Here is a 26125-nt window from a genome sequence, read left to right on the forward strand (position 1 = left end):
CCCATGGCAAGATACCGCCGAAACACCCCCGTCACCCAGCCAGATTTTGCGCGGAACCTGTGTTTTTCGGGTGACGCAAGCGGGCGTGATCGTTACGATAGGCAGGAATTGCGGGGGATTCGAGCGGGCCTACCGCGCCCGACAGCGAAGCAGCGAAAAAACAGGCGGAAACCATGAACCTCAATCTGATGATGAACGACGAAGAAGAGCTGAAGCCGCGGATCACCGTCTTCGGTGTCGGTGGCGCGGGCGGCAACGCCGTCAACAACATGATTCAGAAGCAGCTTGACGGTGTCGAGTTCGTGGTCGCCAATACCGACGCCCAGGCCCTGCAGCAGAACCGGGCGACGGCGCGCATCCAGATGGGTCCCAAGGTCACCGAGGGCCTGGGCGCGGGCGCCAAGCCCACCATCGGCGCCAAGGCCGCCGAGGAGACGATCGAGGATATCGTCGATCACCTGATGGGCGCGCATATGTGCTTCATCACCGCCGGCATGGGCGGCGGCACCGGCACGGGTGCGGCCCCGATCATCGCCCAGGCCGCGCGCGAGATGGGCATCCTGACCGTCGGCGTCGTGACCAAGCCCTTCCAGTTCGAGGGCACCAAGCGGATGCGTCAGGCCGAGGAGGGCGTCGAGGCGCTCCAGAAGGTCGTGGACACGCTGATCATCATCCCGAACCAGAACCTGTTCCGGCTGGCCAACGAAAAGACCACCTTCACCGAGGCCTTCGCGATGGCCGACGACGTGCTCTATCAGGGCGTCAAGGGTGTGACCGACCTGATGGTGCGCCCGGGCCTGATCAACCTGGATTTCGCCGACGTCCGCGCGGTCATGGACGAGATGGGCAAGGCCATGATGGGCACCGGCGAGGCCTCGGGCGAGAACCGCGCCCAGGAGGCCGCCGAGCGTGCCATCGCCAACCCGCTGCTGGACGAGATCAGCCTGAACGGCGCGCGCGGCGTGCTGATCAACATCACCGGCGGCTATGACATGACCCTGTTCGAGCTGGACGAGGCCGCCAATGTCATCCGCGACAAGGTGGACAGCGACGCGAACATCATCGTCGGCTCGACGCTCGACCCGGACATGGACGGCGCGATCCGCGTGTCGGTCGTGGCGACCGGCATCGACGCCAATGCCGGCGTGGCCGAGGTCCCCGCGCCGCGCCGCACCATGGCCGCGCCCCTGACCCAGAACCCGCCCGTGGCCGCCGCCGCCGCCGAGGAGCCGCAGATCCCCGCCCGCCGCAGCCCCGCGCCCGAGACCGCGTCCCTGCGCCAGGACGCCGCGCGCGCCGAGGATGACATGCCTCAGCCCGCCTACCAGCCCAAGGAGGCCGGCCGCCAGACCGCCGTGCGGATCGAGGATGACGCATCCGCCTTCGTCGCGCCCCGCGCGCCGCAGGGCAGCCGCGCCGGTCAGCCCACCCCGGAGGTCATGGACCGCCTGCGCCGCGCCGTGGACAATCACGGCCGGGGCAACGCCCCCCAGCAGCCCCAGCCCCAGCAGAGCCCGGCGCAATCCACCGCCAGCCGCATGAGCGGCCTGGGCCGGATGCTGGAGCGGATGGCCGGCCATGGCGGCGACCAGTCCTCGGCCCAGAAGCCCGCGGCATCCTCGATCGCCGAGCGCGTCAGCGAGCGCGTGGCCGTGCGCGCCCGCCAGCAGGACACCGATTTCGACGATCTGGCCAGCCCGGAAAGCGGCAAGGACAATGTCGAGATCCCCGCCTTCCTGCGTCGTCAGGCGAACTGACCGCTTCACGAAAGCGACAGTCCCGACCGATGAAAGGGCCGCCCCGCGCGGCCCTTTTTATTTTCTTTTCAGGGGCTTGGCGCCCCACACCCCCCGGTTGCAGCCCGGTCGGGCGCGATTGTTTCACCCCGTTACAAAACGTTAATTGAACGGGTCGCGGCCCGGTCCTAGCTGGAATGCAAGACGAAGGGGTTCGGCCCCTTCACGAACGGACTTGGAAGGCAGGCAGATCATGCAGGCGACGCTGAACGACATGGTGACATTTTCGGGGGTTGGGCTGCATTCCGGCGCCGCCGCCGAACTGGTGATGCACCCTGCGCCGGCGGGCCATGGGATCGTGTTCCGCCGCATCGACCTGACCACCGCCGTGGACATCCCCGCCTTGTGGGACCGCGTGACGCCGTCGCGCCTCTGCACGCTGCTGGACAATGGCCGGGGCGTGACCCTGTCCACGGTCGAACATGTCATGGCCGCGCTGGCCGGGACCGGCATCCACAACGCGCTGGTCACCGTCGACGGCCCCGAGATCCCGATCCTGGACGGATCCTCGGCCCCCTTCGTGCAGGGCATCCTGGAGACGGGCATCCGTATCCAGGCCGCCCCCCTGCGCGCCATCCGCGTCTTGCGCCCCGTCGAGGTGCGCGAGGGCGAGGCCTTCGCCCGCCTGACCCCGGCCGACCATCTGGAGATCGATTTTCAGATCGATTTCACCGATGCCGCGATCGGGCATCAGGAAAAGGTCCTGGACATGGCCAATGGCGCCTTCCTGCGCGAACTGGCCGACAGCCGCACCTTCTGCCGCGCCTCGGATGTCGAGGCGATGCGCCGCAACGGGCTGGCCTTGGGCGGGACCTATCTGAACGCGGTCGTGGTGGATGGCGGGCGCGTCCTGTCGCCGGGCGGCCTGCGTCACCGCGACGAGGCCGTGCGCCACAAGATGCTGGACGCCACCGGCGATCTGGCCTTGGCCGGGGCGCCGCTGCTGGCGCGCTATACCGGCCACCGGGCGGGGCATGCGATGACCAACCGGCTGCTGCGCGCGCTCTTTGCCGATCCGGCGGCCTGGGAATGGGTCGACTGTTCCCCGGAGCTGGAGGGGCGCCTGCCCGGCGCGGGCGTGGCCGACTATGCCCGGCCCGTGCAGCCCGCGATCTTCGCGGCGGAATAGGGGCGCGCCCCCTGCCGGCCGGACGGGCGGAAATCAGCGGATTGCCATTTTGCGCCCCCTGATGTTCTGTGCTAGAGGATGCCGGCACCGCCGACCCCCCGGGGTCGGCGCTACGGTTCAATCGCAAGGCAGGATGAAGATGGCGGGCGCGAAAATCTCGGCTTCGGTGATGGCAGCCCTGGTCGCGGGTCTGGTGCTGACGGGCTGCGGCAACCGGGATGCGGCACAGCGTCAGAACCTGGAACGCTTCACGGCCGAAGAAATCTACAAGCGCGGCGAATTCGAGCTGGAGAATTCCCGCCGCCCCGCCGATGCCGTCATCTATTTCTCGGAGATCGAGCGGCTCTATCCCTATTCCGAATGGGCCCGCCGGGCGCTGATCATGCAGGCCTATGGCCATCACAAGGCCGGCAATTACGAGGAGGCCCGCGGCGCGGCGCAGCGTTTCCTCGACAATTTCCCCGGCGATGACGAGGCCGCCTATGCGCAATATCTGCTGGCCCTGTCCTATTACGACCAGATCGACGATGTGGGCCGCGACCAGGGCCTGACCTTCCAGGCGCTGCAGGGCCTGCGCCGGGTGATCGAGGATTACCCCGACAGCGAATATGCCCGCAGCTCGATCCTGAAATTCGATCTGGCCTTCGACCACCTGGCCGCCAAGGAGATGGAGATCGGGCGCTATTACCTGCGTCAGGGGCATTATGCCGCATCGGTCAACCGCTTCCGCGTCGTGGTCGAGGAATTTCAGACCACCACCCAGACCCCGGAGGCCCTGCTGCGCCTGGTCGAGGCCTATCTGGCCCTTGGCCTGCTGAACGAGGCCCAGACCGCGGGCGCCATCCTGGGGCACAATTTCCAGTCCTCGCCCTTCTATCAGGACGCCTTCCGCCAGCTGCGCGGGCGCGGGCTGCGGGCCGAGGCCCAGGGCGACAGCTGGCTGACCGCGCTCTATCGTCAGACGATCCAGGGCCAATGGCTCTGACCAGCGGGGCGGAATGCTGAGAACGCTGGACATCCGCGACATGCTGCTGATCGACCGGCTGGAGCTGAGCTTCGGCCCCGGTCTGAACGTGCTGACCGGCGAGACCGGGGCAGGCAAGTCCATCCTGCTGGACTGCCTGGGCTTCGTGCTGGGCTGGCGGTCGCGGGCCGATCTGGTGCGCCAAGGCGCAAGCCAGGGCGAGGTTCAGGCCGTCTTCGACCTGCCGCCCGCCCATCCGGCGCGCGACCTGCTGGCCGAGGCGGGCATTACCATCGACGATGACGAGCTGATCCTGCGCCGCACCAACGGGCTGGACGGGCGCAAGACGGGCTGGATCAACGACCGCCGCGTCTCGGGCGAGGTGCTGCGCCGACTGTCCGAGGTTCTGGTGGAACTGCATGGCCAGCATGACGACCGGGGCCTGTTGAACCCGCGCGGGCACCGCGCGCTGCTGGACGCCTTTGCCGGGCTGGATCTGGGCCCCGTCCGCGCGGCCTGGGGGGCGCGCCGCGAGGCCGCCCGCGCCCTGGCCGAGGCCGAGGCCACGCTGGAGGCCGCCCGGCAGGAGGAGGATTTCCTGCGCCATGCCGTGGCCGAACTGGACAAGCTGGCCCCCGAACCCGGCGAGGAACAGCGCCTAGACATCGCCCGCCGCGCCATGCAGGGGGCCGAGCGCATCCGCGATGACGTGGCCCGCGCGCTGCAGATGCTGGGCGGCGACGGGGCCGAGGGCGCGATGGTCGATGCCGCCCGCTGGCTGGAGGGGGCGTCGGACCGCGCCGATGGGCGCCTGGACGAACCTCTGGCCGCGCTGTCCCGCGCCCTGATCGAGCTGGGCGAGGCCACGCGCGGGGTCGAGGATACCTTGGCCGCGCTGGATTTCGACCCCTCGGCGCTGGAATCCACCGAGGAGCGGCTGTTCGCGCTGCGTGCCTTGGCGCGCAAGCATGACGTGCTGGCCGATGACCTGGCGGGCTTGGGCGATCAGCTGCGCGACCGGCTTGGCCGGCTGGATGCGGGCGAGGCGCAGGTGATCGCGCTGCGCCAGGCCGCGCGCGAGGCCGAGGCCGCCTATGACGCCACCGCCGCCGCGATCGGCCGCGACCGGCGCGAGGCTGCGGGCCGTCTGGATCAGGCCGTCACGGCCGAGCTGACGCCGCTGCGGATGGAGCGGGCGGTGTTCCGCACTGTCGTCTCGGATGGCGATGCGGGCCCCGAGGGGCGGGACGCGGTGGCCTTCACCGTCGCGACCAATCCCGGCGCGCCCTCCGGCCCATTGGACAAGATCGCCTCGGGCGGCGAGCTGTCGCGCTTTCTGCTGGCCTTGAAGGTCTGTCTGGCGCGCGGCAATGACGCGCTGGTGATGATCTTTGACGAGATCGACCGCGGCGTGGGCGGGGCCACCGCCGATGCGGTGGGGCGGCGGCTGAAGGTGCTGGCCGACAGCGCGCAGGTTCTGGTCATCACCCATTCGCCGCAGGTCGCGGCCTTGGGCCAGACGCATTTCCGCGTGTCGAAATCGGTGACGGACGGAATGACGACCTCGACCGTGGCGCCCTTGGACGCGGGCGAGCGGGTGGGAGAGATCGCGCGCATGCTGGCCGGCGACCGTGTGACCGATGCTGCGACCGAGGCCGCGCGCGTGCTGCTGGACGGCTAGCGCGCCGCCATCTGGGGCGCGGGGCGCAGGACCGACCGGATGCGCCCATCAGGGCCGATCCGCACGATCTGATCGTCGATCACGGCATAGGTATCGCCCTCGGGCGGCTGGCCCAGGCCGAACTGGCCGGGGCTGTCGATGGGCTGGATCCGGTCGGGGCCGGGCCGGGATCCCACCACGGGCTGGGGGCAATACGGCTGGCAATGGCGCACCGGTTCCGGGTCCAGCCCGCGGACCGGGACGGTATTGGGTGCGGTCAGGGCGGCGAGGCCAAGCACGGTTCCCGCCGCCACAGCGGCCAAGGGGTGCAGTGGCGTCATCGTCGTTCCTTTGTCATCCTGTCATGTAGGGTGAACCCGCTGCACTGCGGCAGGTTCCGGGCGACGGAACGCAAGGCCGCCATGCGGCCATTGCGCATCACCGCTTCAGATGGGGCAGGGGGCGCAGGATCGACTGGATGCGTCCGGATGCGCGATCGATGCGGACCAGGTGATGCGCCACTACCGCGTAATAGCTGCCCGGCAGTTCCGGGCCCAGGCCATAGGCGCCCAAGTTGCGGATGACCTGGACCTGTTCGGGGGGCGGGGCGTCGCCCACCACCGGCAAAGGCGGTGCCTCGGCCATGGTGGCGATGGTGGGCTGGGGACCCAAGGCGATGGGCAGCGTCACCGCGATGGCGGCCAGCGCCATGATCGCGCTCTGCTTGAAACGGCCCATAGTCTCTGCCCCGGAATCGTCTTGTCGTTTCTGATCAAACCACAGGGGCCGTTAACAGTTCCTGCACAGAGCCGCGAGGTCCTATCGCCGCCGCGCCTCGAAACGGGGCAGCATGGCGGAAAAGTCACGCCCCCGGCCGTCCTCGTCATCGACGAAGCGGGCATAGAGCTCGCGCGCCAAGGCCCCCATGGGCGTGTCGGCATCCGCCGATTCGGCGGCCTGCTGGGACAGGGTCAGGTCCTTCAGCATCAGCTCGGCCGCAAAGCCCGGCTTGTAGCCGTTATCGGCGGGGCTGACGGGCCCCACGCCCGGCGCCGGGCAATAGGCGTTCATCGACCAGCTATAGCCCGATGAGGTCGAGACCACGTCGAACATCTTCTGCCGGTCCAGCCCCAGCTTGTCGGCCAAGGCGAAGGCCTCGCAGGTGGCGATCATGGTGACGCCCAGGATCATGTTGTTGCAGATCTTGGCCGCCTGACCCGCGCCGCTGTCGCCGCAATGGACGGCCTTCTGGCCCATGATGTCGAAGAGGGGCGCCGCACGGGCGAAATCCCCCGCATCGCCGCCGACCATGAAGGTCAGCGTGCCGCCCTGCGCCCCCCCGATCCCGCCCGAGACCGGCGCATCCAGCGCCCCCAGCCCCGCCGCGCGGGCCTGACCCGCCACCGCGCGGGCGCTGTCCACATCCACCGTCGAGCAATCGCAGAGGATCGCCCCCGGCGTCATCGCCGGGATGACCTGATCGGCCACGGCGCGCAGGATCTGGCCATTGGGCAGCATGGTCACGACCACATCCGCCCCCCGTGCCGCATCGGCGGCGCTGTCGGTGGCGGTCACGCCCTCGGGCATGGGGGCGGCCGTGTCGAAGCCCGCCACCTGATGGCCCGCGCGGGCCAGATTGGCGGCCATTGGCGCGCCCATATTGCCAAGACCGATGAATGCGATCTTCATGCGTCTGTCCTCCAGTCCAGCTCGTCGGGGCCGAGGGGGGCCAGCATGGCCGCCACGGCATCGGCATCGGCCGGGGCCTGCCAGCGGGGCTGGCGGTCCTTGTCGATGATCTGGGCGCGCACGCCCTCCAGGAAATCGGCCCGCTCGGTGGCGCGGGCGGTGAAGCGGTATTCGCGGGCCAGCGAGTCCTGCACCCGGTCATCGCCGCGCGCCGCCCGGATCAGGGCCAGCCCCGCCGCCATCGACAGGGGCGAGTTGCGGTCCAGCGCCTTGATGGCATCATCATCGTTCAGGGCGGCGCGGATCTCGGCCAGGTCGCGCCCGCCCCAGGCCTGCAGATCGGCACGGGCCAAGGGCGATGCGGGGACCGGGTGGCCGCGCAGATCGGCGATGTCGCCCCCGGCCTCCAGCTGGGCGATCAGGGTCGGCCATTCGGCCTCGGGGAGATAGAGATCGGCAAAGCCCGCATGGATCGCGTCGCCCGGACCCATCCGCGCCCCGGTCAGGGCCAGATATTCGCCGATCCGCCCCGGGGCGCGACCCAGAAGCCAGCTGCCGCCCACATCGGGGATCAGGCCGATGCCGCTTTCGGGCATGGCGATGCGCGTCGTGTCGCCCACGATGCGGTGGCTGGCATGGCCGCCCACCCCCACGCCGCCGCCCATCACGAAGCCCTGCATGAAGGCCGCGACGGGTTTGGGGTAATCCGCGATCGCCGCGTTCATGCGGTATTCGTCGCGGAAGAACCGCCGCCCGACGCCGTGATCGCCCGCCTGCCCCGCGTGATAGACCGCCGCGATGTCGCCGCCCGCGCAGAAGGCGCGGTCCCCTTCGGCGTCGATGATGACCAGCGCCACGGACGGATCGTCGCGCCAGTCCTCCAGCGCGCGATGAAGGGCGAGCGCCATGTCATGGGACAGCGCATTCAGCGCCTTGGGGCGGGTGAAGGTGATGCGGCCCGCCTGGCCGATGATGCGGATGGTCAGGTCGTCCATGGCTCAGCCCCTTTCGGCCAACAGGGCGCGGCTGATGATCAGGCGCATGATCTCGTTCGTGCCCTCCAGGATCTGGTGGACGCGCAGGTCGCGGACGATCTTCTCGATCCCGTAATCGGCCAGATAGCCGTATCCGCCATGCAGCTGCAGGCATTGATTGGCGACCTCGAAGGCGCGGTCGGTGACATGCAGCTTGGCCATGGCGCAGTATTTGGTGGCGTCGGGGGTCTTGTGGTCCAGCTTCCACGCGGCCTGGCGCAGCAGGATGCGGGCTGATTGCAGGGCGGTCTCCATCTCGGCCAGGCGGAATTGCAGGGCCTGGAACTGATCGAGGCTTTGGCCGAAGGCACGGCGTTCGCCCATATAGGCCAGCGTCGCGTCCAGCGCCGCCTGCGCGCCGCCAAGGGCCGCGGCGGCGATGTTCAACCGGCCGCCGTCGAGGCCCGCCATGGCATAGCGGAAGCCGTGGCCCTCCTCGCCCAGCAGGTTCGCGGCGGGGATGGCGCAATCGTCGAACTGGACCTGGGCGGTGGGCTGGGACCGCCAGCCCATCTTGTCCTCCAGCCCCCCGAAGGACAGGCCGGGCGTGCCGCCCTCGACGATCAGCGCGCTGATGCCGCGCGGGCCGTCGCCGCCCGACCGTGCCATGACGATATAGGCGTCCGAATAGCCCCCGCCCGAGATGAAGGCCTTGGTCCCGTCCAGCCGCCAGCCTTGATCGTCGCGCGCGGCCCGCGTGCGCAGGGCGGCGGCGTCCGATCCGCTGCCCGGTTCGGTCAGGCAATAGCTGAAGATCGTCTTCATCGCGCAGAGGTCGGGCAGCCAGCGGGCGCGGGCCTCGTCGCCGCCGAAGCGGTCGATCATGCCGCCGCACATGTTGTGGATCGACAGGAAGGACGCGACCGAGGGGCAGGCCATGGACAGCGCCTCGAAGACCAGCGTGCCGTCCAGGCGCGACAGCCCCGTGCCGCCGTGTTCCTCGGAGACGAAGATGCCGCCCAGACCCAAACCCGCCACATCGGGCCAGAGATCGCGGGGGATGGTGCCTGCCGCCTCCCATTCGCGGGCATGGGGGGCGATCCGGTCCTGGCCGAATTCCTGTGCCATGTCGAAGATGGCCTGCTGTTCCTCGGTCAGTGCGAAATCCATCGGCAGTCCCTCCCCGGACGGCATGAATTGAACAGATGTTTAATTGCCCCGGATCGGGTGATTCTGGCAAGGGATCAAAGGTCGCGGCGGAATTCCTCGGTCAGGTGACGGGTGACGGCGCGCAGCGGATCGGCGGGGGCCTGGGCCGCGACGCGGCGCTGCGCCTCGGCGGCGGTGCCTTGGGCCACCATGTCGCGCAGGCGGGCGACGAAGGGCTGGCTGTCCAGCGCATCGGCATCCTCGGCGATCAGCGACAGCCAATCCTCGGCGATCTGATCGAAGGGCAGGATCGCGCCCGCGCCGAAATCGATCAGGCCTTCGGTCGTGCCGTAGCGGGCGGCGCGCCAGCGGTTCTCGTTGATCAGGAAGGGGTCGTATTGCCGCCAGCGGATGTTTTTGCGCGACAGGCGCCACAGCATGCGCATCGTGGCTTGGGTCAGGGCGGCCAAGGTGATCGCATCGTCCAGCCGCGGGCTGGCATCGCAGATCCGCGTCTCCAGCGTCGGGAACTTGCCCGAGGGGCGCAGGTCCCACCAGATCTTGCTGCTGTCCTCGATCAGGCCCAGGTCGCTGAGCGCGGTGACCGAGCGTTCGTATTCCGCCCAGGAGGCGAAGGCCGGAGGCAGGCCGGTGCGCGGCATGTCGCCGAAGACCGTGGTGCGATAGGAGGCCAGCCCCGTATCCTCGCCCATCCAGAACGGGCTGGAGGCCGAGAGCGCCAGCAGATGCGGCAGGAAATAGGTCAGCTGGTTCATCAGGTCGATACGCTGCGCGGGATCGTCGATGCCGACATGGACATGCATGCCGCAGATGACCATGCGCCGGGCGACCCCGCGCATGTCGCGCGACAGCTGGTTGTAGCGATCCTTGTCGGTATGGTCCTGATCGCGCCAGTCGGCCGAGGGGTGGCAGGCGGCCGAGATGGGCGCCAGCCCGTGTTCGGCAGCCTTGTCGGCGATGGTCGCGCGCAGGCGGCGCAGATGGTCGCGGGCGGTGCGGATGTCGGGGCAGACGGGGGTGCCGATCTCGATCTGGCAGCGCAGGAATTCGGGGCTGACCTGATCGCCCAGGGCCTGCTTGCAGGCCTTCATCAGCGCCTCGGGGGCGGCGGCCAGCCGGCCTGTATCGGCATCGACGAGCAGGTATTCTTCTTCGATGCCGAGCGTGAAATCGGGGGTCTGTGTCATGGTCCGGCCCTGTGCCCTGTTGCGTCCCGCGATGGCCGGGGGGCTTGCCGCCCCCCGGACCCCCCGCGGGTATTTCGGCAACGGAGAGGATCAGTCCATTGCCTTGAAGTTGAACTCTCCGCCCTCCTTGATGCCCGAGGGCCAGCGGGCGGTCACGGTCTTGGTCCGCGTATAGAAGCGGAACGCGTCCGGGCCGTGCTGGTTCAGGTCGCCGAAGCCGGATTTCTTCCAGCCGCCGAAGGTGTGATAGGCCAAGGGCACCGGGATCGGCACGTTGATGCCCACCATGCCGATATTGATGCGGCTGGCGAAGTCGCGGGCCGTGTCGCCGTCGCGGGTGAAGATCGCGGTGCCGTTGCCGTATTCGTGGTCCATGGCCAGCTTGATCGCCTCCTCGTAGCTGCCGGCGCGGACGGTCGACAGGACGGGGCCGAAGATCTCGGTCTTGTAGATGTCCATGTCGGGCGTCACGCGGTCGAAGAGGTGGGGGCCGACGAAGAAGCCGTCCTCGTATCCCTGCAGGCTGAAGTCGCGGCTGTCGACGACCAGATCGGCGCCTTGGTCGACGCCTGATTCGATCAGGCGCAGGATGTTGTCCTTGGCGGCGCGGGTCACGACGGGGCCGTAGTCGATGTCGTCGCCCGCGGTCCAGGGGCCGACTTTCAGCTTCTCGATCCGGGGGATCAGCTTTTCGATCAGCGCGTCGGCGGTCTTTTCGCCCACCGGCACCGCGACCGAGATCGCCATGCAGCGTTCGCCCGCAGCCCCGAAGCCCGCGCCCACCAGCGCGTCGGCGGCCTGGTCCAGGTCCGCGTCGGGCATGATGATCATGTGGTTCTTGGCGCCGCCGAAGCATTGCGCGCGCTTGCCGGTCGCGGCGGCACGTTCATAGATGTATTGCGCGATGGGGGTCGAGCCCACGAAGCCCACGGCCTGGATCACCTCGCTGTCGAGGATCGCGTCGACCGCGTCCTTGTCGCCGTTCACGACCTGCAGCACGCCGTCGGGCAGCCCGGCCTCTTGCAGCAGTTTCGCCAGCATCAGGGGCACCGAGGGGTCACGCTCGGACGGTTTCAGGATCATCGCGTTGCCGGCGGAGAGGGCGGGGCCCATCTTCCACAGCGGGATCATGGCAGGGAAGTTGAAGGGGGTGATGCCCGCCACCACGCCGAGCGGCTGGCGCATGGAATACATGTCGATGCCTGGGCCGGCGCTGTCGGTGAAGTCGCCCTTCAGCAGATGCGGCGCGCCGATGCAGAACTCGATCACCTCCAGCCCGCGCTGCACGTCGCCCTTGGCATCGGCAAAGGTCTTGCCATGTTCCGAGGACAGCGCCTCGGCCAGCTTGTCCATGTCGCGGTTGATCAGGCCGACAAAGGCCATCATCACGCGGGCGCGGCGCTGCGGGTTGGTGGCGCCCCATTTCACCTGCGCCTCGGCGGCGCGGGCGATGGCGTGGTCCATCTCCGCCTTGGTGATCAGCGACAGGCGGGCCTGAACCTCGCCCGTGGCGGGGTTGAAGACGTCGCTGAAGCGGCCCGACGTGCCTTTGGTTTCCTTGCCGTCGATCCAGTGGTGAATCTCTTTCATCGCATCCTCCATGCCTTTGGGACGCAGGTTAGCCTTGCGAATTTGCCGCGGGAAGGGGCAGGCTGGCAAAAGGGTTTTGCGATTTCGCAAAGGGGCGGCGATGGACTGGGACGATCTGCGCATCTTTCTGGCGGTGGCGCGGGCGGAAAGCCTGTCGGGGGCGGGGCGCAGGCTGGGGGTGGACGCATCCACCATCGGCCGCCGCGTGGCCCGGCTGGAGGCGGCGATGGGCGCCGCACTGTTTCTGAAGACGCCGCAGGGATATCAGATCACGCCCGAGGGCGCGCGCCTGATCGCCCCCGCCGAGGCCGCCGAACAGGCCGCCAGCGCCGCCGCCGAGGCCGTCACGCGAGAGGCGGGGCTGACCGGGCAGCTGCGGATCGGGGCGCCGGATGGCTGCGCGAACTATCTGCTGCCGCAGGTGGCGCGCGACCTGTGCGCCGCCCATCCGGGGCTGGAGGTGCAGATCGTCGCCCTGCCGCGCGTCGTGAACCTGACCCGGCGCGAGGCGGACATGGCCATCGCCGTGTCGCCCCCCGATACCGGGCGGCTGGTCGTGCAGCGGCTGGCCGATTACCGCCTGCATCTGGCGGGGCATCGCGACTACCTTGCCCGCCATCCGCCCCTGCGCGGGCTGGAGGATCTGCGCGGGCATCGGATGATCGGCTATATCCCCGACATGATCTTCGACCGCGAGCTGGACTACCTGTCGGCCACCGGGGTCGAGACCGCGCAGATCAGCAGCAATTCGGTCGCCGTGCAGATGCAGGCGGTGCGCGCGGGGGCGGGCTTGGGGATCGTGCATGATTTCGCCATCCCCTTCGCGCCCGGCGTCGAACGGGTGCTGACCGACCGCGTGGCGCTGAAGCGCAGCTTCTGGATGATCCGCCATGCCGACGACCGGGCCTCGCGCCGGCTGACGCTGTTGGCAGAGGCGGTGGCCCAGGGGCTGCGCGCCGAACTGGCCCGGCTGGAACAGCAGCTTTCCGCGACGGGCGACGGTCGCACTTGACGCCGGGCGATTCGGCGAAAAAGATGAACCCAACCAAAGCCGGAGGAGGCGCCCATGCTGGTCAAGCAATTGCTGTCGATGAAATCGGACACCGCCAAGCCATGGATCGATTCGGCCACGATCGTGACGATCACGCCCGAGACGACCCTGGGCGAGGCCGCGACCCTGCTGGCCGAAAAGCGCATCGGCGCGGTCGTCGTCTCGGGCGACGGGCGCCGGCCGGAGGGGATCCTGTCGGAACGCGACATCGTGCGCCAGCTGGGCAAGCACGGCACCGACGTCCTGTCCCAGCCCATCAGCGGCGTGATGACCCGCGGGGTCCAGACCTGCACCACCGGCGAGGATGCGCTGACCATCCTGGAACGCATGACCGCGGGGCGCTTTCGCCACATGCCGGTCGTGGATGATGACGGGATGATGCTGGGCGTGATCTCGATCGGCGACGCGGTCAGCGGCCGCCTGAAGGAGTTGGCGGCCGAGAAGGAGGCCCTGACCGGCATGATCATGGGATCGTGACGCGGGGTCGCCGGGCCGATCACATTCTTGCAATCGCGGGGCAAATCGGTTTTGCCTGTGCTGCAGGACCCAGACCCAAGGACGCGATCTGATGCGCATCGGCCTTTATCCCGGCACTTTCGACCCGATCACCTTGGGTCATGTCGACATCATCCAGCGCGCGATGGCGCTGGTGGACCGTCTGGTGATCGGGGTCGCGATCAATCGCGACAAGGGCCCGCTGTTCGACCTGGAGGAACGCGTGGCGATGGTGGGCGCCGAATGCGACGCCATCGTGGCCCGAACCGGCGGCGAGATCGTCGTTCATCCCTTCGAGAACCTGCTGATCGACTGCGCCCGCGACGTGGGGGCCAGCATCATCGTGCGCGGCCTGCGCGCCGTGGCCGATTTCGAATATGAATTCCAGATGGTCGGCATGAACCGCGCCCTGGACAGCAGCATCGAGACCGTCTTCATGATGGCCGATGCCCGCCGCCAGGCCATCGCCTCGAAGCTGGTCAAGGAGATCGCGCGCCTTGGCGGGGACGTGACGAAATTCGTCACCCCGCCCATCGCCGAGGCCCTGACCCGGCGCTATGGCTAGGATCGCGCCCGGGGATCTGTGCTGGGCCCTGGCGATGGGCTGGCATGATTTCCGCCGCGCCCCGGCCTTCGGCCTGTTGCTGACTGCCCCCTACGCGCTGACGGGCCTGGCCCTGACATGGGCCGCGCCGGACCTGGCCGTGGCGCTGGCCTTGGGCTTTGCGCTGATCGCCCCCGTGGTGGCCGTGTCGCTCTACGAGGTCAGCCGCCGGATCGAGGCCGCCGAGCCGCTGGACTGGCCCGCCATCATCCGGGTGCTGCGCCGGCGGGGCGCGGCGCTGCCGGTGGCGGGGGGGCTGATGGTGCTGGCGCTGCTGGTCTGGCTGGGTCTGTGGCAGGCGCTGGAGGGCGCGCCCCGGATCGCGGCTCTGGGCCTGCTGGCGGGCGGGGCCTTTGCGGCGACGGTGGTCGGCTGGCCCATGCTGCTGGACCGGCAGGGGGGCTGGGGCGGGCGGCCGCGGCCTCGGTCCGGGCGGTGGCGGCACAGCCCGGGGTGATGGCGATCTGGGCGGTGCTGCTGGCTGTGGGCATGGGTCTGGCGATCCTGCCCGGTTTTCTGGGCCTGCCCTTGATCCTGCCGATCCTGGGCCATGCCAGCTGGCACCTTTACCGGCGGATCAGCCGGTGACCCGCTGGCATTGCCGCCCCAGCCCGTCGATCCCCAAGCGCATCACCTGACCGGCCCGCAGAAAGACCGGCGGCTTCTGCCCCATGCCCACGCCCGGCGGGGTGCCGGTGGTGATGATGTCCCCCGGCATCAGCGTCGCAAAGCGCGAGCAATAGGCGACTAGCGCCGCCACGCCAAAGACCATCGTGGCGGTGCTGCCGTCCTGGCGCATTTGGCCGTCCACCTCCAGCCACAGGCGCAGGGCCTGGGGGTCGGGAACCTCGTCCGTGGTGACCAGCCAGGGGCCGATCGGGCCGAAGCCGTCATGCCCCTTGCCCTTGTCCCAGCTGCCGCCGCGATGGATCTGCCAGTCGCGTTCGCTGATGTCGTTCACCACGCAATATCCCGCGACGTGATCCAGGGCCGAGGCCTCGGGGATGTGGCGGCCGCCATCGCCGATGACGATGCCCAGCTCGACCTCCCAATCCAGCATGGTCGATCCGGGCGGGATGGCCAGATCGTCATCGGGGCCGGCGATGCAGCTGGTCCATTTGGTGAACAGTACCGGCTCGGTCGGCACGTCCATGCCGGATTCCGCGGCATGATCGGCATAGTTCAGGCCCACGCCGATGAACTTGCCCACCCCCGCCACGCAGGCCCCGAGGCGCAGATCCTCCTGCGGCTGGCCCTCGACCACGGGCAGGGCGCCCGGGTCCAGCGCCCGCAGCGCGTCGAGGCCCGCGCGCGTCAGGACCGCGCCCGCGATGTCGGGGACATGGGCGGACAGGTCGCGCACCCGCCCCTCCGCATCCAGCATTCCGGGGCGTTCCGACCCGATCGGTCCGTGGCGCAGCAGCTTCATGGGGTGATCCTCCGACGTGATGGGCCGACTGGACCGCAAATGGCCGCCGATCGCAAGATGCCGGGGAAGCGAACGAAAAAGGCCCGCCTTGGGAGGCGGGCCTTTTCGCGTCGGATGGGGCGGCGGCTTATTCGGCGGCCGGGGGGGCCAGCTTCTTGGTCCCGCCATTGTTCAGCGGATCCTCCTGGCGCTGGACCGAGCCTTCGAAATGGGCGCCGGATTCGATCGCGATGGTCTTGTGGATGATGTCGCCCTCGACCCGGGCCGAGGCGGTCAGGCGCACCTTCAGCCCGCGCACGCGGCCGATGACGCGGCCGTTGACGATGATGTCGTCGCCGACGATCTCGCCCTTGATGGTCGCGGATTCGCCGATGGTCAGCTGATGGGCGCGGATGTCGCCCTCGACCGTGCCCTCGATCTGGATGTCGCCCTGGGTCTTGATGTTGCCCGTCACCGTCAGGTCCGATGACAGGACCGACGGCGCCACGCGGGCGCGGGGTGCCGCGGCGGCGGCGGGCGCGGCGGGGCCGTCCTGGCCGCGTTCGGGCGCGGCGGCGGGGGCCGTGTCCTGGCCTGCGGGGGCGGCGGTCGGCGTCGGGCGGGTTTCGGTCACGCGGGTCTTACTGAACATTTTCTGCTGCCTTGATGAAGCTCATCGGGTCCACGGCGCGACCGTTCATGCGCACCTCGTAATGCAGATGCGGCCCGGTCGAGCGTCCGGTATTCCCCATATCACCGATCCGCTCGCCTTGCGACACCCTTTGGCCGACTTTCACCCCGATGCGGTGCAGGTGGGCATAGCGGGTCTCGGTCCCCAGCTCGTGGCGGATCTTGATCAGGTTGCCATAGGCGCCCATCCGGCCGGCATAGGTCACCACGCCGTCGCCCGTGGCATAGATCGGCGTGCCCACCGGGCCGGCCATGTCGATGCCTTCATGCATGCGCCCCCACCGGCGGCCGAAGCCCGAGGTGAAGCGGAAATTCGCGGTGACCGGCATCGCCAGCGGCAGCTTCTCCATGGCGATGCGATAGGTGTTCATCTGGTCCAGCGTCACGATGATCTGACGGGCCTTCTCCTCGGTGTCGGTCAGGGCGGCATTGCCGCGCGAGGAATAGGCCATCGGCGTCAGCGGACCGCCCTGGCCCGAATAGCCGCGGCGGATCGTGCGCAGCACGTCGTCGGGATTCATGCCGACATTGCGGAAGACCTGGTCCAGCGGCGCGACCGAGACGGTGACGGCGCTTTCCAGCTGGGACAGGATCTCGTCGTTGCGGGCCAGGATCTGGTCGCGCTCGGCGGTCAGTTCCTGGGCGGCCAGGCGGGCGGCCTCGGCCTCCTCGACGGCGCTGTGGCGCTGGTCGGCGGCCTGGCGCAGCTCGCCCGACAGGATGTCCAGCGCGACCGAGAATTCGGCGCTGCGATCGGGGGTCTGGGCGTCGGCATCGGCCGCATCGGCGGTGACCGTCAGGCGTTCGGCGGCGCTGTCGCGCAGGGTGGCCTGAACGGTGGACAGGCCCTTCTCGACCTCGCGGCGGCGTTCCTCGGATGCCATCAGCTGGCTCTGCATGGACGAGACCTGGTCCAGCGCGGCATTGAAGCGGGCCTGGGCCGCCAGCGCCTCGGCGGCGCGCGCATCGCGTTCGGCCTGCAGCTGGGTCAGGCGTTCCTCGAAGGCGATGTTGCCCTGCTGGATGCTGTCGCGCGACTGGCCGGTGCTGATCGCGTCGATCACCAGGAACGAGCTGGCGACCAGCGTCCAGCCAAAGACCAGGGTGATCCCGCTGATCCCCGCCAGCTGCGTCACGGGACGCAGGCGGATATAGCGGGCGCTGTCATCGGAGCGAAGGAAAAGCCGCTGCTCGGGAAGCCACTTTGCAAGCGACGCGTTCAATCGATCCATCATCGGCATGGTCAGTCACTGTCCCCCGAAAGCGCGCCTTGTCGAAAACCGCGGCGCGTTGGTTCCGTTCGGGGAGTGGTAAACAGCACCTGTGGCGGCTTGGCAACAGCGCGCCGGAACCGGGTTCCGTCGAATGGCGGAACCCCGCCCCCATCGGCGGATCATCGCCTATGGGTTGTGGGCCGCCGAAAATCATCAAGTGATTTCATAGGGCAGCGGGCCATCACGATCCTGCGGGATGCGCAGGGGCCGGTCGATGGGCGGCACGGATCGCTGGTGGCAATCCGGGCGCGGGCAGATCCGGCAGGAAATCCCGATCGGCTGATAGGCGCGCGGCTTGGTCACGTCCAGCCCGTCGGCATAGACCAGGGCCGCGGCATGGGCGACCTCGACCCCCAGGCCGATGGCGAAGCGGCGGACGGGCGCGTTGAAGGCGCCCGCATGTTTCGACACGTCGCGCGCCAGCAGCAGATAGCGCACCCCGTCCGGCGTCTCGGCCAGCTGGCGCAGGAATCGGCCGGGCTGTTCGAAGGCCTGATGCACGTTCCACAGCGGGCAGGCTCCGCCGAAGCGCGCGAATTGCAGCCGGGTGGCGGAGTGGCGCTTGGTGATCGTGCCCGCCTGATCGACCCGGACGAAGAAGAACGGCACCCCCTTGGCGCCCGGCCGCTGCATCGTGGACAGCCGGTGGGCCACCTGTTCCAGCGAGGCGCCGAACAGGTGGGACAGCCGCTCCAGGTCGTGGCGTTCGGTCTGGGCGGCGGCCAGGAAGGCGCGATAGGGCATCATCGCCGCCCCCGCGAAATAGTTCGCCATGCCGAGCCGCGCGATCTGGCGCGCCGTGGGGCTGCGGAACCGCGCCAGGTCCAGCGTCGCCTCCAGCAGATCGGATTGGCGTTCCAGCGCGACCAGATGAAGGATCTGGAACAGCCGCGTGGGCGCCTCGGCGGCGGCATTGACCAGCAGCCGGTCGCGGTCGCGGCGAAAGACGGAATTGGCGGGCAGCTCGGTCAGCTGGACGCGGATGCCCTTGGCGGCCAAGGCCGCGACCGCCAGCGCCCAGAGGTCCTGGCGCGGCCCGTCGGGACAGGCGAAGCGTTCCGCCGCCCGGTCCACGGCGTCGATGTAGTTGTCGCAGTAATGGAAGAAGTCGCGCACCTCCTCCCAAGGGGTGGTCAGGCTGTTCTGGCCGGCGGCGCCGATGGCCTCGTCCAGGGCGGCCAAGCGCTCCTGCCCCTCGCGATGGGCGCGGTAGAGGTCGAGGAAGGCGCGGGCCAGGACGGGGGCGTTGGTCGCGGCCAGGCGCAGATCGGCCAAGGGCGGCGCGCTGTCGAAGAGCGGGTCGGCCAAGGCCTCCTGCATGTCGATGACCATGCGTTCGGCATCGCCCGCGGCCAGGGTGGTCAGGTCCACGCCGAATTCCTGCGCCAGCCGCAGCAGGACGCCCGCGCTGATGGGGCGGTGGTTGTTCTCCATCTGGGACAGATAGGGCAGGGAGACGCCCAGCTTTTCGGAAAAGCGGCGTTGGGTCAGGGCGGCGCGGGCGCGGGTCTCGCGGAGCGCGCTGCCGGCATAGATCTTCTGCGTGGCCATGATCGCGTCCCCCCGGTTTGCAAACCACCTCTAGCCGCTGCAAACGGGGGGCGGCAAGGGATCAGGCGGGGTCCAGCCGGGCCTGCCTGCGATAGACCCAGCCTATGGCCAGCAGCGATCCGAAGGCCGATCCGGCCATGATCGCCAGCAGCGGGGTCGCACCGCTGCCCGGCTGCAGCAGCGCCCCGGCCAAGGCCGACAGCGCGGCACCCCCCGCGACGGCCAAGGCCCCGCCCAGGCCCGATGCGGTGCCCGCCAGTTCGGGGCGCACGCTCATCATCCCGGCATTGGCATTGGGCAGGACCATGCCGTTGCCCAGCCCCATCAGGGCGATGGCGCCGAAGAAGATCGCGGGCCGGGTCCGGCCCAGCAGGTCGACCGCCAGCGCCACGCCGAGCGCGGCGAGGCAGATCACCGCGCCGATCAGGATCATGCGGTTCAGCCCCAGTCCCTGGGACAGCCGCGCCGAGGCGAAATTGCCCAGGATGTATCCGATCGAGGGGGCGGCGAACCAGTATCCGACCTGGGCGGGCGTCAGGCCGAAGACCTGGTCGCCCACGAAGGGCGCCCCGCCCAGATAGGCGAAGAACGCCCCGGAGGAGAGGGTCGCGGCCAGGCAATAGCCCCAGAACCTGTGGGACCGCGCCAGGATGGGATAGTTCACCATCTGGGTGCGCAGGCTCATCCCGCCGCCGCGGACGGTCTCGCCCATGTCGCGGAAGGCCAGGATCAGGACGGCGATGCCCAGCAGGCCCATGACCGCGAAATTGGCCTGCCAGCCGAACAGTTCGTCCAGAACGCCGCCAAAGACAGGCGCCATCATCGGCACCACCGCCATGCCCATGGTGACATAGCCCAGCATCGAGGCCGCCCGGTCGCCGTCATAGAGATCGCGGATCACCGCGCGCGGGACCAGCATGCAGACGGTGATCACCGATTGCAGCAGGCGGAAGATCAGGAAGGTCGTGGCGGTGGTGGCCAGAAGTGTGCCGATCGTCGCCAAGAGGAAGCCCGCCAGGCCCCAGAGGACGATGGGCCTGCGCCCGAAGCGGTCGCTGAGCGGGCCGCCCAGCAGCTGGAGCACAGCGCTGGCCCCGATATAGGCCGAAACGGAGAGCTGCATCACCCCGTAATCCACGTCGAAATCCCGCGCCATGCCGGGCAGCGAGGGCAAAAAGACGTTCATCGACAAGGCCGAGACGCCGGACAGGGCGACGAGGGTCAGCAGGTGCGGAGCGGTGCGCATGGGCGGGAAACCTTCGGGTGGGCGGATGCATGATCTGCAAATCCGTTCCGATGCATAGCCCGCCGTTCGGCACGGCGCCAGAGGGGCGGGGCCGAGCCTGTGTCAAAACCCGTCGCTGTGCTATGCTTTCCTGACGTCGGGAGGGCAGTCCATGACCGGTTTCATTGAAGGCGTGCAGCGCAGCCAGACATCGCTGTTCCTGGATCGGCTCGATGACTGGATCGGCGAGGATGATCTTGTCCGCGTCGTTGATTTGTTCGTCGATGAGCTTGATTTGGCCGCTCTCGGGTTCGGTCGCGCCGTGGCTGCAAGAACGGGGCGGCTGGGTTATCATCCGGCGACGCTCTTGAAGCTCTTCATCTACGGCTATCTGAACCGCATCCCCTCCAGCCGGCGGCTCGAGCGCGAGGCCGGGCGCAATGTCGAGGTGATGTGGCTGACGGGGCGTCTTGTGCCCGACCACAAGACGATCGCGGAGTTCCGGCGCACGAACGGCAGTGCCATCCGCAAGACCTGCGCGCAGTTCGTGGAGCTATGCCGCCGGATCGGCGTGCTGAAGGGCGACTGCGTTGCCATCGGCGGCAGCAAGTTCAAGGCGGTGAACAATGAGGCCGCGAACGCCACTGGTCCGAGAGAGCGGCCGAATGACAGGAACCTCACCAGAAACAGGATCGCCAGCCGCTTGGCCCATTTGGAGGCCGATGTCTAACGCTACATCGACGAGATGGTGCGCATCGACCGTCAGCAGGAAGGCGAGGCGCGGGCCGAGCGGGTGCAGCACCTCGGCCGCCGCTATGGCCGTATCCGGCAGGAAATCGCCCGGCTGAAGGAGATGGACAAGGCTTTGGCCGATGCCCCGGACGGACAGATCTCCCTGACCGACCCGGACTCCCGCGCGAATTGCGACCAGCGCCCGGCACAGCGGCATGGTCGGCTACAACGTCTAGAGCGCGGTTGACACGGACACCCACCTGATCGTCGCGCACGAGGTCACCAACCAGGGCTTCGACCGCGACCAGCTCAGCCCGATGGCGGTCGCGGCCACGGAGGCGTTACGGCGCGATGCGCTGCACGCCATTGCTGACAAGGGCTATTTCAGCGGCCCCGAGATCCTGGCCTGCCACGATGCGGGCATCACCACGACCGTGCCGCGCCCGGCCACCTCGGGCAATGCTGCCAAAGGAATGTATGTGAAGGCCGACTTCACCTACGACGCCGAGCGCGATGTCTATATCTGCCCGGCCGGCGAGGAGTTGACCTATCGCAGCACCCGCGAAGAGCGCGGCGTTCAAATCCGACGATATTGGGTCAACGGTTGCCAGACCTGCCCCATCCAGAGCCGATGCACCACCGGCACCGAGCGCAGAATCCCCCGGTGGGAGCACGAGGGCCTGGTCGATGCGGCCATCCAGAGGCGCGGCCGTGATCCCGATCCAATGACCCTGCGCCGCTGCACGGTCGAACACCCCTTCGGCGCGATCAAGGCCTGGATGGGCCACACCCACCTCCTGACGCGGCGGCTGAAAAATGTGCGCAGCGAGATGGCGCTGCAGGTGCTGGCCTACAACATCAAGCGGATGGTGGCGCTGATCGGCATCCGGCGGCTGATGCAGGCCATCAAGGAATGATTGCCGCTCCGTAGCCCCTTGCGGTGCCTCCGGGGCACTCATGCCAGCCATTCGGCTGAACGACCAGCTCATCTGCCGGAAACCGGTGGAGCAACTCAAACCACCCGGAAGCGTCACGCCGCGCCGCCGCGCTGGCCGAGTTTTGACACGGGATCGGCCGTTTGCGTCCCGCGGCGCAGCGGGGGGCGCCGCCCCCCGGGCCCCCCGCCGGTGGGGGCGGTGCCCCCTCCGGGCCGCCCCCGATCCGTTGAGGGGATCAGCTGAAGTCGTGGAAGATGAACCAGGCGCCGAGGCAGATCAGCGAGAAGCCGACGCCATGCTGCCAGCCCAGCTTTTCGTCCAGATAGACCCAGGAGAAGATCGCGAAGACCGAGAGGCTGATGACCTCCTGGATGGTCTTGAGCTGGGCGGCGCTGAAATGACCGTGGCCGATGCGGTTGGCGGGCACCTGCGCCAGATATTCGAAGAAGGCGATGCCCCAGCTGATGAAGATCACCGTCACCAGCGGCGCGGTCTTGAACTTCAGGTGGCCGTACCACGCGACCGTCATGAAGACGTTCGACAGCAGCAGCAGCAGGCCGATCGTGGCGACCGGGATCGGCAGGGTCATGGGATCAGTCCCACTGGCTCTGACGGTCGCGGGCAAGGTTGCCGAAGCGGGTGAACTGGCCCTCGAAGGCCAGTTCGACCGTGCCGATGGGGCCGTGGCGCTGCTTGCCGAGGATCACCTCGGCCTTGCCGTGGACGGCCTCCATCACCTGCTGCCATTTGGCCATGGCGTCCAGGTCGCTGTCCGAGGGCTTTTCGCGTTCCTTGTAATATTCCTCGCGGAAGACGAACATCACGATGTCGGCGTCCTGTTCGATCGAGCCGGATTCGCGCAGGTCGGACAGCTGGGGGCGCTTGTCCTCGCGGTTCTCGACCTGGCGCGACAGCTGCGACAGGGCGATGACGGGGATGTTCAGCTCCTTGGCGATGGCCTTGAGGCCTTGGGTGATCTCGGAGACCTCGTTCACGCGGCTGTCCTTGGCGGTCGCGGCCTTCAAAAGCTGCAGGTAGTCGACCATCAGCACGTCCAGACCGTGGGTCCGCTTGAGTTTCCGCGCCCGGGCGGCCAGCTGGTTGATCGGCAAAGCGGGCGTGTCGTCGATGAAGAGCGGGCAGTTCTGCAGCGCATGCGCCGCCTCGACGAAGCGGCGGAACTCGCCCTCGTCCATGTTGCCCGAGCGGATGCGTTCCGAGGGCACCTCGGCGGCCTCGGACAGGATGCGCGCGGCCAGCTGTTCGGCGGACATCTCGAGGCTGAAGAAGCCCACGACGCCGCCTTCGATCGCGCCTTGGGTGCCGTCGGGCTTTTCGCCCAGCTTATGGGCCTTGGCGATGTTGAAGGCGATGTTTGTGGCCAGCGAGGTCTTGCCCATCGACGGGCGCCCGGCCAGGATGATCAGGTCCGAATTGTTCAGACCCCCCATCTTGGCATCCAGGTCGATCAGCCCGGTCGAGATCCCCGACAGCTTGCCGTCGCGCTGATAGGCGGCATTGGCGACCTGCACGGCGCCGGTCACCGCCTTGAGGAAGCTCTGGAATCCGCGTTCGGCGGTGCCGGCCTCGCCCAGCTTGTAGAGCGTCTGTTCGGCGGCCTTGATCTGCTCCTCGGCATCGTCGCCGACCTCCACGGACTGGGCGCGGGCGGCGATGTCCTGGCCCAGCTGCATCAGCTCGCGCCGCAGGGCGAATTCGCGGATCATCTGGGCATAGTCGCGCGCGGCATAGGCGCTGATCGCCGCCGCGGCCATGCGGGCCAGATAGGCGGGGCCGCCCAGTTCCTTCAGCCCCTCGTCATTCTCAAGGAATGCCTTGATCGTGACCGGGCTGGCCAGCGCGTTCCTGCGGATGCGTTCGGCGCAGATGTCGAAGATGCGGGCATGGACCGGGTGGTAGAAATGGTCCGACTTGATGATCTGGCTGACCCGGTCGAAGACGTCGTTATTCGTCAGCAGCGCGCCCAGCAGCTGCTGTTCGGCCTCCAGCGAATAGGGGACGGCCTGCTTGTCGTCCTGGCCTTCGGTCTGTCCGGGGGTGATCACGCGCAAGCCGGTCATGGTCGTGCCTGTCTTTCATTGGGTTCGGGCCTCGGGGCCGGGGGCCAGCCTAGCGCAAGAGGCCGGGCGTTGAAATTGCCTGGCCCCGGTTTTCGGTGCATGAAGCTGTGGACAGCCTGTGGATAAGTCGCGGCTCAGCCGTTTGCCGCCTGCCAGGCGCGCGGATCGGTCAGGAAGGCCTCGACCTCGGTCAGGGTCGCCTCGTCGAAGGCGCCTTGGGCGCGGGCCTCGGCCAGAACGTCCCACCAGGTGCAGAGGTGATGCAGCTGGACGCCGTGATCGGCCAGGCGCTGCGTGGTCTCGGGGAAGATGCCGTAATAGAAGATCACCGCCGTATGGGCGCAACTCGCCCCCGTCTCGCGGATTGCGTCGACGAAGGACAGCTTGCTGCCGCCATCGGTGGTCAGATCCTCGACCAGCAGGACGCGGCTCCCTTCGGTCATCACGCCCTCGATCCGCGCGTTGCGGCCGTAACCTTTCGGCTTTTTCCGCACATAGGTCATCGGCAGGCCGAGACGCTCGGCCACCAGCGCGCCGAAGGGGATGCCTGCGGTTTCACCGCCCGCCACGTTGTCGAAGGCTTCGAAGCCCGCATCGCGCATGACGGTCGCGGCCATGAAATCCATCAGCGTGCTGCGGACGCGCGGAAAGCTGATAATGCGGCGGCAATCGACATAGGTCGGGCCCTTGAGACCCGAGGCATAGGTGAAGGGCTGGGCCGCGTTGAAATCGACGGCCTTGATCTCCAACAGCATCCGGGCGGTCAGGCGGGCGATCTCCTCGCGGGCGGGGAAGGTCAGGCTCATTGGTCCTCCAGATGCCAGTAAAGCGGAAAGCCGGGGTCGAAGACGGTCACCGTCTCCGCGCCTGCGGTGATCTGCGTGGGGTATTCGGCAGGGGTGTCGCGGCGGGTCAGGGTGATGCGGTCGGCGTTCGGCGCCATGCGATAGAAGGCCGCGCCGTTCAGGCTGGTGAAGGCCTCCAACCGGTCCACCGCGCCCTCATCCTCGAAGACCTGGGCCAGGATCGACATGGTGTTGGGCGCAGTGAAGCAGCCTGCGCAGCCGCAGGGCTGCAGCTTGGCCGCATCGGTATGCGGTGCGCTGTCGGTGCCGAGGAAGAACCGCGCATCGCCCGAGGTCGCGGCCTCGCGCAGCGCCAGGCGGTGGGATTCGCGTTTCGCGACCGGCAGGCAGTAGTAATGCGGCCTGATGCCGCCCGCCAGGATGGCGTTGCGGTTGATGACCAGGTGATGCGTGGTGATCGTCGCGCCCAGGTTGTCGCCGCCTGCGCGGGCGTAATCGACGCCCTGCGAGGTGGTGATGTGCTCCATCACCACGCGCAGGCCCGGCGTGCGGCGGCGCAGCGGGTCCAGGACGGTGTCGATGAACACCGCCTCGCGGTCGAAGATGTCGACCGACGGGTCGGTGACCTCTCCGTGGACGCACAGGGTCACGCCCGCCTCGGCCATCGCCTCCAGCACGGGCTGGACGCGGTCGAAATCGGTGACCCCCGAGGCGCTGTTCGTCGTGGCCCCCGCCGGATAGAGCTTGACCGCCCGGATGATCCCGTCCCGAAACGCGGCCACCACATCGGCGGCATCCGTCGTGTCGGTCAGATAGAGCACCATCTGCGGGTCCAGCGCGGCACCCGGCGGCAGGGCCGCGCGGATGCGGTCGCGATAGGCGGCGGCCTGCGCGCCGGTCGTGACCGGCGGCACCAGGTTGGGCATGATGATCGCGCGGCCGAAGCCTGCGGAATGCGGCGCGACCGCGGCCAGCATCGCGCCGTCGCGCAGATGCAGGTGCCAGTCGTCCGGGCGGCGAAGGGTCAGCGTCTGTGTCATGAGGCTGCCTCTAACCACGGCAGGGGGGCCTTGCCAAGCGGGCGCGTTCATAATCCGGGAACCCTGTCCCA

25 protein-coding genes and 1 pseudogene are annotated in these 26125 nt (G+C 68.6%); 10 read left to right on the top strand and 16 right to left on the bottom strand.

All coding sequences use genetic code 11. From position 1 onward, the window contains the following. Window positions 1–173 precede the first annotated feature (173 nt). From ftsZ to recN, 4 genes are all read left to right on the top strand, one after another. Window positions 174–1757: a cell division protein FtsZ gene (ftsZ, locus tag JHW48_RS05495; protein ID WP_119885336.1), complete on the top strand. Its 1584-nt coding sequence runs from the start codon at window positions 174–176 to the stop codon at window positions 1755–1757. Between the two features lie 232 nt (window positions 1758–1989). Beyond that, entirely contained in the window at window positions 1990–2925 is a 936-nt protein-coding gene (lpxC, locus tag JHW48_RS05500; protein ID WP_119885337.1) for a UDP-3-O-acyl-N-acetylglucosamine deacetylase, read from the top strand. Window positions 2926–3058: 133 nt separating this feature from the next. Next, entirely contained in the window at window positions 3059–3910 is an 852-nt protein-coding gene (locus tag JHW48_RS05505) for an outer membrane protein assembly factor BamD (RefSeq protein ID WP_170152234.1), read from the top strand. A gap of 13 nt (window positions 3911–3923) precedes the next feature. Further along, the gene (gene recN, locus JHW48_RS05510; RefSeq protein ID WP_119885338.1) at window positions 3924–5570 is read left to right on the top strand and encodes a DNA repair protein RecN; all 1647 of its coding nucleotides are present in this window, start codon (window positions 3924–3926) and stop codon (window positions 5568–5570) included. Here the strand turns inward: recN and JHW48_RS05515 are convergent. From JHW48_RS05515 to JHW48_RS05545, 7 genes are all read right to left on the bottom strand, one after another. Further along, window positions 5567–5890, bottom strand: coding sequence for a hypothetical protein (locus tag JHW48_RS05515; RefSeq protein WP_119885339.1), 324 nt, complete (start codon window positions 5888–5890; stop codon window positions 5567–5569). The two genes, recN and JHW48_RS05515, sit on opposite strands and share 4 nt — an antisense overlap. 97 nt (window positions 5891–5987) lie before the next feature. Then, window positions 5988–6287 (bottom strand): hypothetical protein, encoded by a 300-nt coding sequence (locus JHW48_RS05520; RefSeq protein ID WP_119885340.1) that lies wholly within the window; start codon window positions 6285–6287, stop codon window positions 5988–5990. Window positions 6288–6368: 81 nt separating this feature from the next. Then, window positions 6369–7238: a 3-hydroxyisobutyrate dehydrogenase gene (mmsB, locus tag JHW48_RS05525; protein WP_119885341.1), complete on the bottom strand. Its 870-nt coding sequence runs from the start codon at window positions 7236–7238 to the stop codon at window positions 6369–6371. Then, window positions 7235–8233 carry an enoyl-CoA hydratase/isomerase family protein gene (locus tag JHW48_RS05530; RefSeq protein WP_119885342.1) on the bottom strand — a complete coding sequence of 333 codons (999 nt, stop codon included), beginning with the start codon at window positions 8231–8233 and terminating at the stop codon, window positions 7235–7237. The genes mmsB and JHW48_RS05530 overlap by 4 nt, the downstream gene beginning before the upstream one ends. Window positions 8234–8236: 3 nt before the next feature. Then, on the bottom strand, window positions 8237–9382 hold the full coding sequence (locus JHW48_RS05535) for an acyl-CoA dehydrogenase family protein (RefSeq protein ID WP_119885343.1): 1146 nt from the start codon (window positions 9380–9382) through the stop codon (window positions 8237–8239). 74 nt (window positions 9383–9456) lie between these two features. After that, entirely contained in the window at window positions 9457–10569 is a 1113-nt protein-coding gene (locus JHW48_RS05540; RefSeq protein WP_119885344.1) for a carboxylate-amine ligase, read from the bottom strand. Window positions 10570–10659: 90 nt separating this feature from the next. Further along, window positions 10660–12159, bottom strand: coding sequence for a CoA-acylating methylmalonate-semialdehyde dehydrogenase (locus JHW48_RS05545; protein WP_119887943.1), 1500 nt, complete (start codon window positions 12157–12159; stop codon window positions 10660–10662). Between the two features lie 100 nt (window positions 12160–12259). Here JHW48_RS05545 and JHW48_RS05550 point away from each other — a divergent pair, with 100 nt between their 5' ends. From JHW48_RS05550 to JHW48_RS05570, 5 genes are all read left to right on the top strand, one after another. Beyond that, complete coding sequence (locus tag JHW48_RS05550; protein WP_272835804.1) at window positions 12260–13171, top strand: LysR family transcriptional regulator; 912 nt, start codon at window positions 12260–12262, stop codon at window positions 13169–13171. A gap of 54 nt (window positions 13172–13225) precedes the next feature. After that, window positions 13226–13687 carry a CBS domain-containing protein gene (locus JHW48_RS05555; RefSeq protein WP_119887873.1) on the top strand — a complete coding sequence of 154 codons (462 nt, stop codon included), beginning with the start codon at window positions 13226–13228 and terminating at the stop codon, window positions 13685–13687. A gap of 91 nt (window positions 13688–13778) precedes the next feature. Next, a complete protein-coding gene (gene coaD, locus JHW48_RS05560; protein ID WP_119887874.1) occupies window positions 13779–14270 on the top strand; it encodes a pantetheine-phosphate adenylyltransferase in 492 nt (163 codons plus the stop codon). Continuing rightward, window positions 14263–14766: a DUF2189 domain-containing protein gene (locus JHW48_RS05565; protein ID WP_272835806.1), complete on the top strand. Its 504-nt coding sequence runs from the start codon at window positions 14263–14265 to the stop codon at window positions 14764–14766. Before coaD ends, JHW48_RS05565 begins: the two co-directional genes overlap by 8 nt. Further along, window positions 14766–14897, top strand: a complete 132-nt coding sequence (locus JHW48_RS05570; protein WP_272835807.1) for a hypothetical protein — start codon at window positions 14766–14768, stop codon at window positions 14895–14897. The genes JHW48_RS05565 and JHW48_RS05570 overlap by 1 nt, the downstream gene beginning before the upstream one ends. Here the strand turns inward: JHW48_RS05570 and JHW48_RS05575 are convergent. The 5 genes from JHW48_RS05575 to JHW48_RS05595 all read right to left on the bottom strand — a co-directional run bounded on the left by JHW48_RS05575 (window position 14887) and on the right by JHW48_RS05595 (window position 20478). Continuing rightward, window positions 14887–15738, bottom strand: a complete 852-nt coding sequence (locus tag JHW48_RS05575) for a fumarylacetoacetate hydrolase family protein (RefSeq protein WP_119887876.1) — start codon at window positions 15736–15738, stop codon at window positions 14887–14889. The genes JHW48_RS05570 and JHW48_RS05575 overlap by 11 nt on opposite strands. 127 nt (window positions 15739–15865) lie before the next feature. Continuing rightward, window positions 15866–16369, bottom strand: coding sequence for a bactofilin family protein (locus tag JHW48_RS05580; RefSeq protein WP_272835808.1), 504 nt, complete (start codon window positions 16367–16369; stop codon window positions 15866–15868). After that, entirely contained in the window at window positions 16359–17642 is a 1284-nt protein-coding gene (locus JHW48_RS05585; protein WP_336390901.1) for a DUF5930 domain-containing protein, read from the bottom strand. Before JHW48_RS05585 ends, JHW48_RS05580 begins: the two co-directional genes overlap by 11 nt. Window positions 17643–17834: 192 nt before the next feature. Further along, the gene (locus JHW48_RS05590) at window positions 17835–19232 is read right to left on the bottom strand and encodes a helix-turn-helix domain-containing protein (protein WP_119887113.1); all 1398 of its coding nucleotides are present in this window, start codon (window positions 19230–19232) and stop codon (window positions 17835–17837) included. A 61-nt stretch (window positions 19233–19293) separates the two neighbouring features. Beyond that, window positions 19294–20478, bottom strand: a complete 1185-nt coding sequence (locus JHW48_RS05595) for a multidrug effflux MFS transporter (RefSeq protein ID WP_119887112.1) — start codon at window positions 20476–20478, stop codon at window positions 19294–19296. A gap of 151 nt (window positions 20479–20629) precedes the next feature. Here JHW48_RS05595 and JHW48_RS05600 point away from each other — a divergent pair. After that, a pseudogene (locus JHW48_RS05600) lies at window positions 20630–22106 on the top strand (IS1182 family transposase). 256 nt (window positions 22107–22362) lie between these two features. On the opposite strand, the gene JHW48_RS05605 reads toward JHW48_RS05600, so the two are convergent. From JHW48_RS05605 to pyrC, 4 genes are all read right to left on the bottom strand, one after another. Continuing rightward, window positions 22363–22716, bottom strand: coding sequence for a DMT family protein (locus JHW48_RS05605; RefSeq protein ID WP_119887111.1), 354 nt, complete (start codon window positions 22714–22716; stop codon window positions 22363–22365). Window positions 22717–22720: 4 nt separating this feature from the next. Further along, entirely contained in the window at window positions 22721–24208 is a 1488-nt protein-coding gene (locus JHW48_RS05610) for a replicative DNA helicase (protein WP_119887110.1), read from the bottom strand. 134 nt (window positions 24209–24342) lie between these two features. After that, on the bottom strand, window positions 24343–25014 hold the full coding sequence (locus JHW48_RS05615; RefSeq protein WP_119887109.1) for an orotate phosphoribosyltransferase: 672 nt from the start codon (window positions 25012–25014) through the stop codon (window positions 24343–24345). Continuing rightward, on the bottom strand, window positions 25011–26054 hold the full coding sequence (gene pyrC, locus JHW48_RS05620) for a dihydroorotase (RefSeq protein ID WP_119887108.1): 1044 nt from the start codon (window positions 26052–26054) through the stop codon (window positions 25011–25013). Before pyrC ends, JHW48_RS05615 begins: the two co-directional genes overlap by 4 nt. Window positions 26055–26125 lie beyond the last annotated feature (71 nt).

Origin of the sequence: Paracoccus aestuarii (assembly GCF_028553885.1) — a bacterium.
GTDB classification, from domain to species: Bacteria; Pseudomonadota; Alphaproteobacteria; order Rhodobacterales; family Rhodobacteraceae; genus Paracoccus; species Paracoccus aestuarii.

Coding starts and splice junctions, on each gene's coding strand:
- JHW48_RS05555 (WP_119887873.1), top strand. CDS start 13,226: ATGCTGGTCAAGCAATTGCTGTCGATGAAATCGGACACCGCCAAGCCA.
- JHW48_RS05550 (WP_272835804.1), top strand. CDS start 12,260: ATGGACTGGGACGATCTGCGCATCTTTCTGGCGGTGGCGCGGGCGGAA.
- JHW48_RS05580 (WP_272835808.1), bottom strand. CDS start 16,369: ATGTTCAGTAAGACCCGCGTGACCGAAACCCGCCCGACGCCGACCGCC.
- JHW48_RS05565 (WP_272835806.1), top strand. CDS start 14,263: ATGGCTAGGATCGCGCCCGGGGATCTGTGCTGGGCCCTGGCGATGGGC.
- JHW48_RS05515 (WP_119885339.1), bottom strand. CDS start 5,890: ATGACGCCACTGCACCCCTTGGCCGCTGTGGCGGCGGGAACCGTGCTT.
- JHW48_RS05605 (WP_119887111.1), bottom strand. CDS start 22,716: ATGACCCTGCCGATCCCGGTCGCCACGATCGGCCTGCTGCTGCTGCTG.
- JHW48_RS05575 (WP_119887876.1), bottom strand. CDS start 15,738: ATGAAGCTGCTGCGCCACGGACCGATCGGGTCGGAACGCCCCGGAATG.
- JHW48_RS05535 (WP_119885343.1), bottom strand. CDS start 9,382: ATGGATTTCGCACTGACCGAGGAACAGCAGGCCATCTTCGACATGGCA.
- JHW48_RS05540 (WP_119885344.1), bottom strand. CDS start 10,569: ATGACACAGACCCCCGATTTCACGCTCGGCATCGAAGAAGAATACCTG.
- JHW48_RS05595 (WP_119887112.1), bottom strand. CDS start 20,478: ATGCGCACCGCTCCGCACCTGCTGACCCTCGTCGCCCTGTCCGGCGTC.
- JHW48_RS05570 (WP_272835807.1), top strand. CDS start 14,766: ATGGCGATCTGGGCGGTGCTGCTGGCTGTGGGCATGGGTCTGGCGATC.
- pyrC (WP_119887108.1), bottom strand. CDS start 26,054: ATGACACAGACGCTGACCCTTCGCCGCCCGGACGACTGGCACCTGCAT.
- JHW48_RS05545 (WP_119887943.1), bottom strand. CDS start 12,159: ATGAAAGAGATTCACCACTGGATCGACGGCAAGGAAACCAAAGGCACG.
- JHW48_RS05585 (WP_336390901.1), bottom strand. CDS start 17,642: ATGATGGATCGATTGAACGCGTCGCTTGCAAAGTGGCTTCCCGAGCAG.
- JHW48_RS05615 (WP_119887109.1), bottom strand. CDS start 25,014: ATGAGCCTGACCTTCCCCGCCCGCGAGGAGATCGCCCGCCTGACCGCC.
- JHW48_RS05590 (WP_119887113.1), bottom strand. CDS start 19,232: ATGGCCACGCAGAAGATCTATGCCGGCAGCGCGCTCCGCGAGACCCGC.
- lpxC (WP_119885337.1), top strand. CDS start 1,990: ATGCAGGCGACGCTGAACGACATGGTGACATTTTCGGGGGTTGGGCTG.
- ftsZ (WP_119885336.1), top strand. CDS start 174: ATGAACCTCAATCTGATGATGAACGACGAAGAAGAGCTGAAGCCGCGG.
- JHW48_RS05610 (WP_119887110.1), bottom strand. CDS start 24,208: ATGACCGGCTTGCGCGTGATCACCCCCGGACAGACCGAAGGCCAGGAC.
- JHW48_RS05505 (WP_170152234.1), top strand. CDS start 3,059: ATGAAGATGGCGGGCGCGAAAATCTCGGCTTCGGTGATGGCAGCCCTG.
- mmsB (WP_119885341.1), bottom strand. CDS start 7,238: ATGAAGATCGCATTCATCGGTCTTGGCAATATGGGCGCGCCAATGGCC.
- recN (WP_119885338.1), top strand. CDS start 3,924: ATGCTGAGAACGCTGGACATCCGCGACATGCTGCTGATCGACCGGCTG.
- JHW48_RS05520 (WP_119885340.1), bottom strand. CDS start 6,287: ATGGGCCGTTTCAAGCAGAGCGCGATCATGGCGCTGGCCGCCATCGCG.
- coaD (WP_119887874.1), top strand. CDS start 13,779: ATGCGCATCGGCCTTTATCCCGGCACTTTCGACCCGATCACCTTGGGT.
- JHW48_RS05530 (WP_119885342.1), bottom strand. CDS start 8,233: ATGGACGACCTGACCATCCGCATCATCGGCCAGGCGGGCCGCATCACC.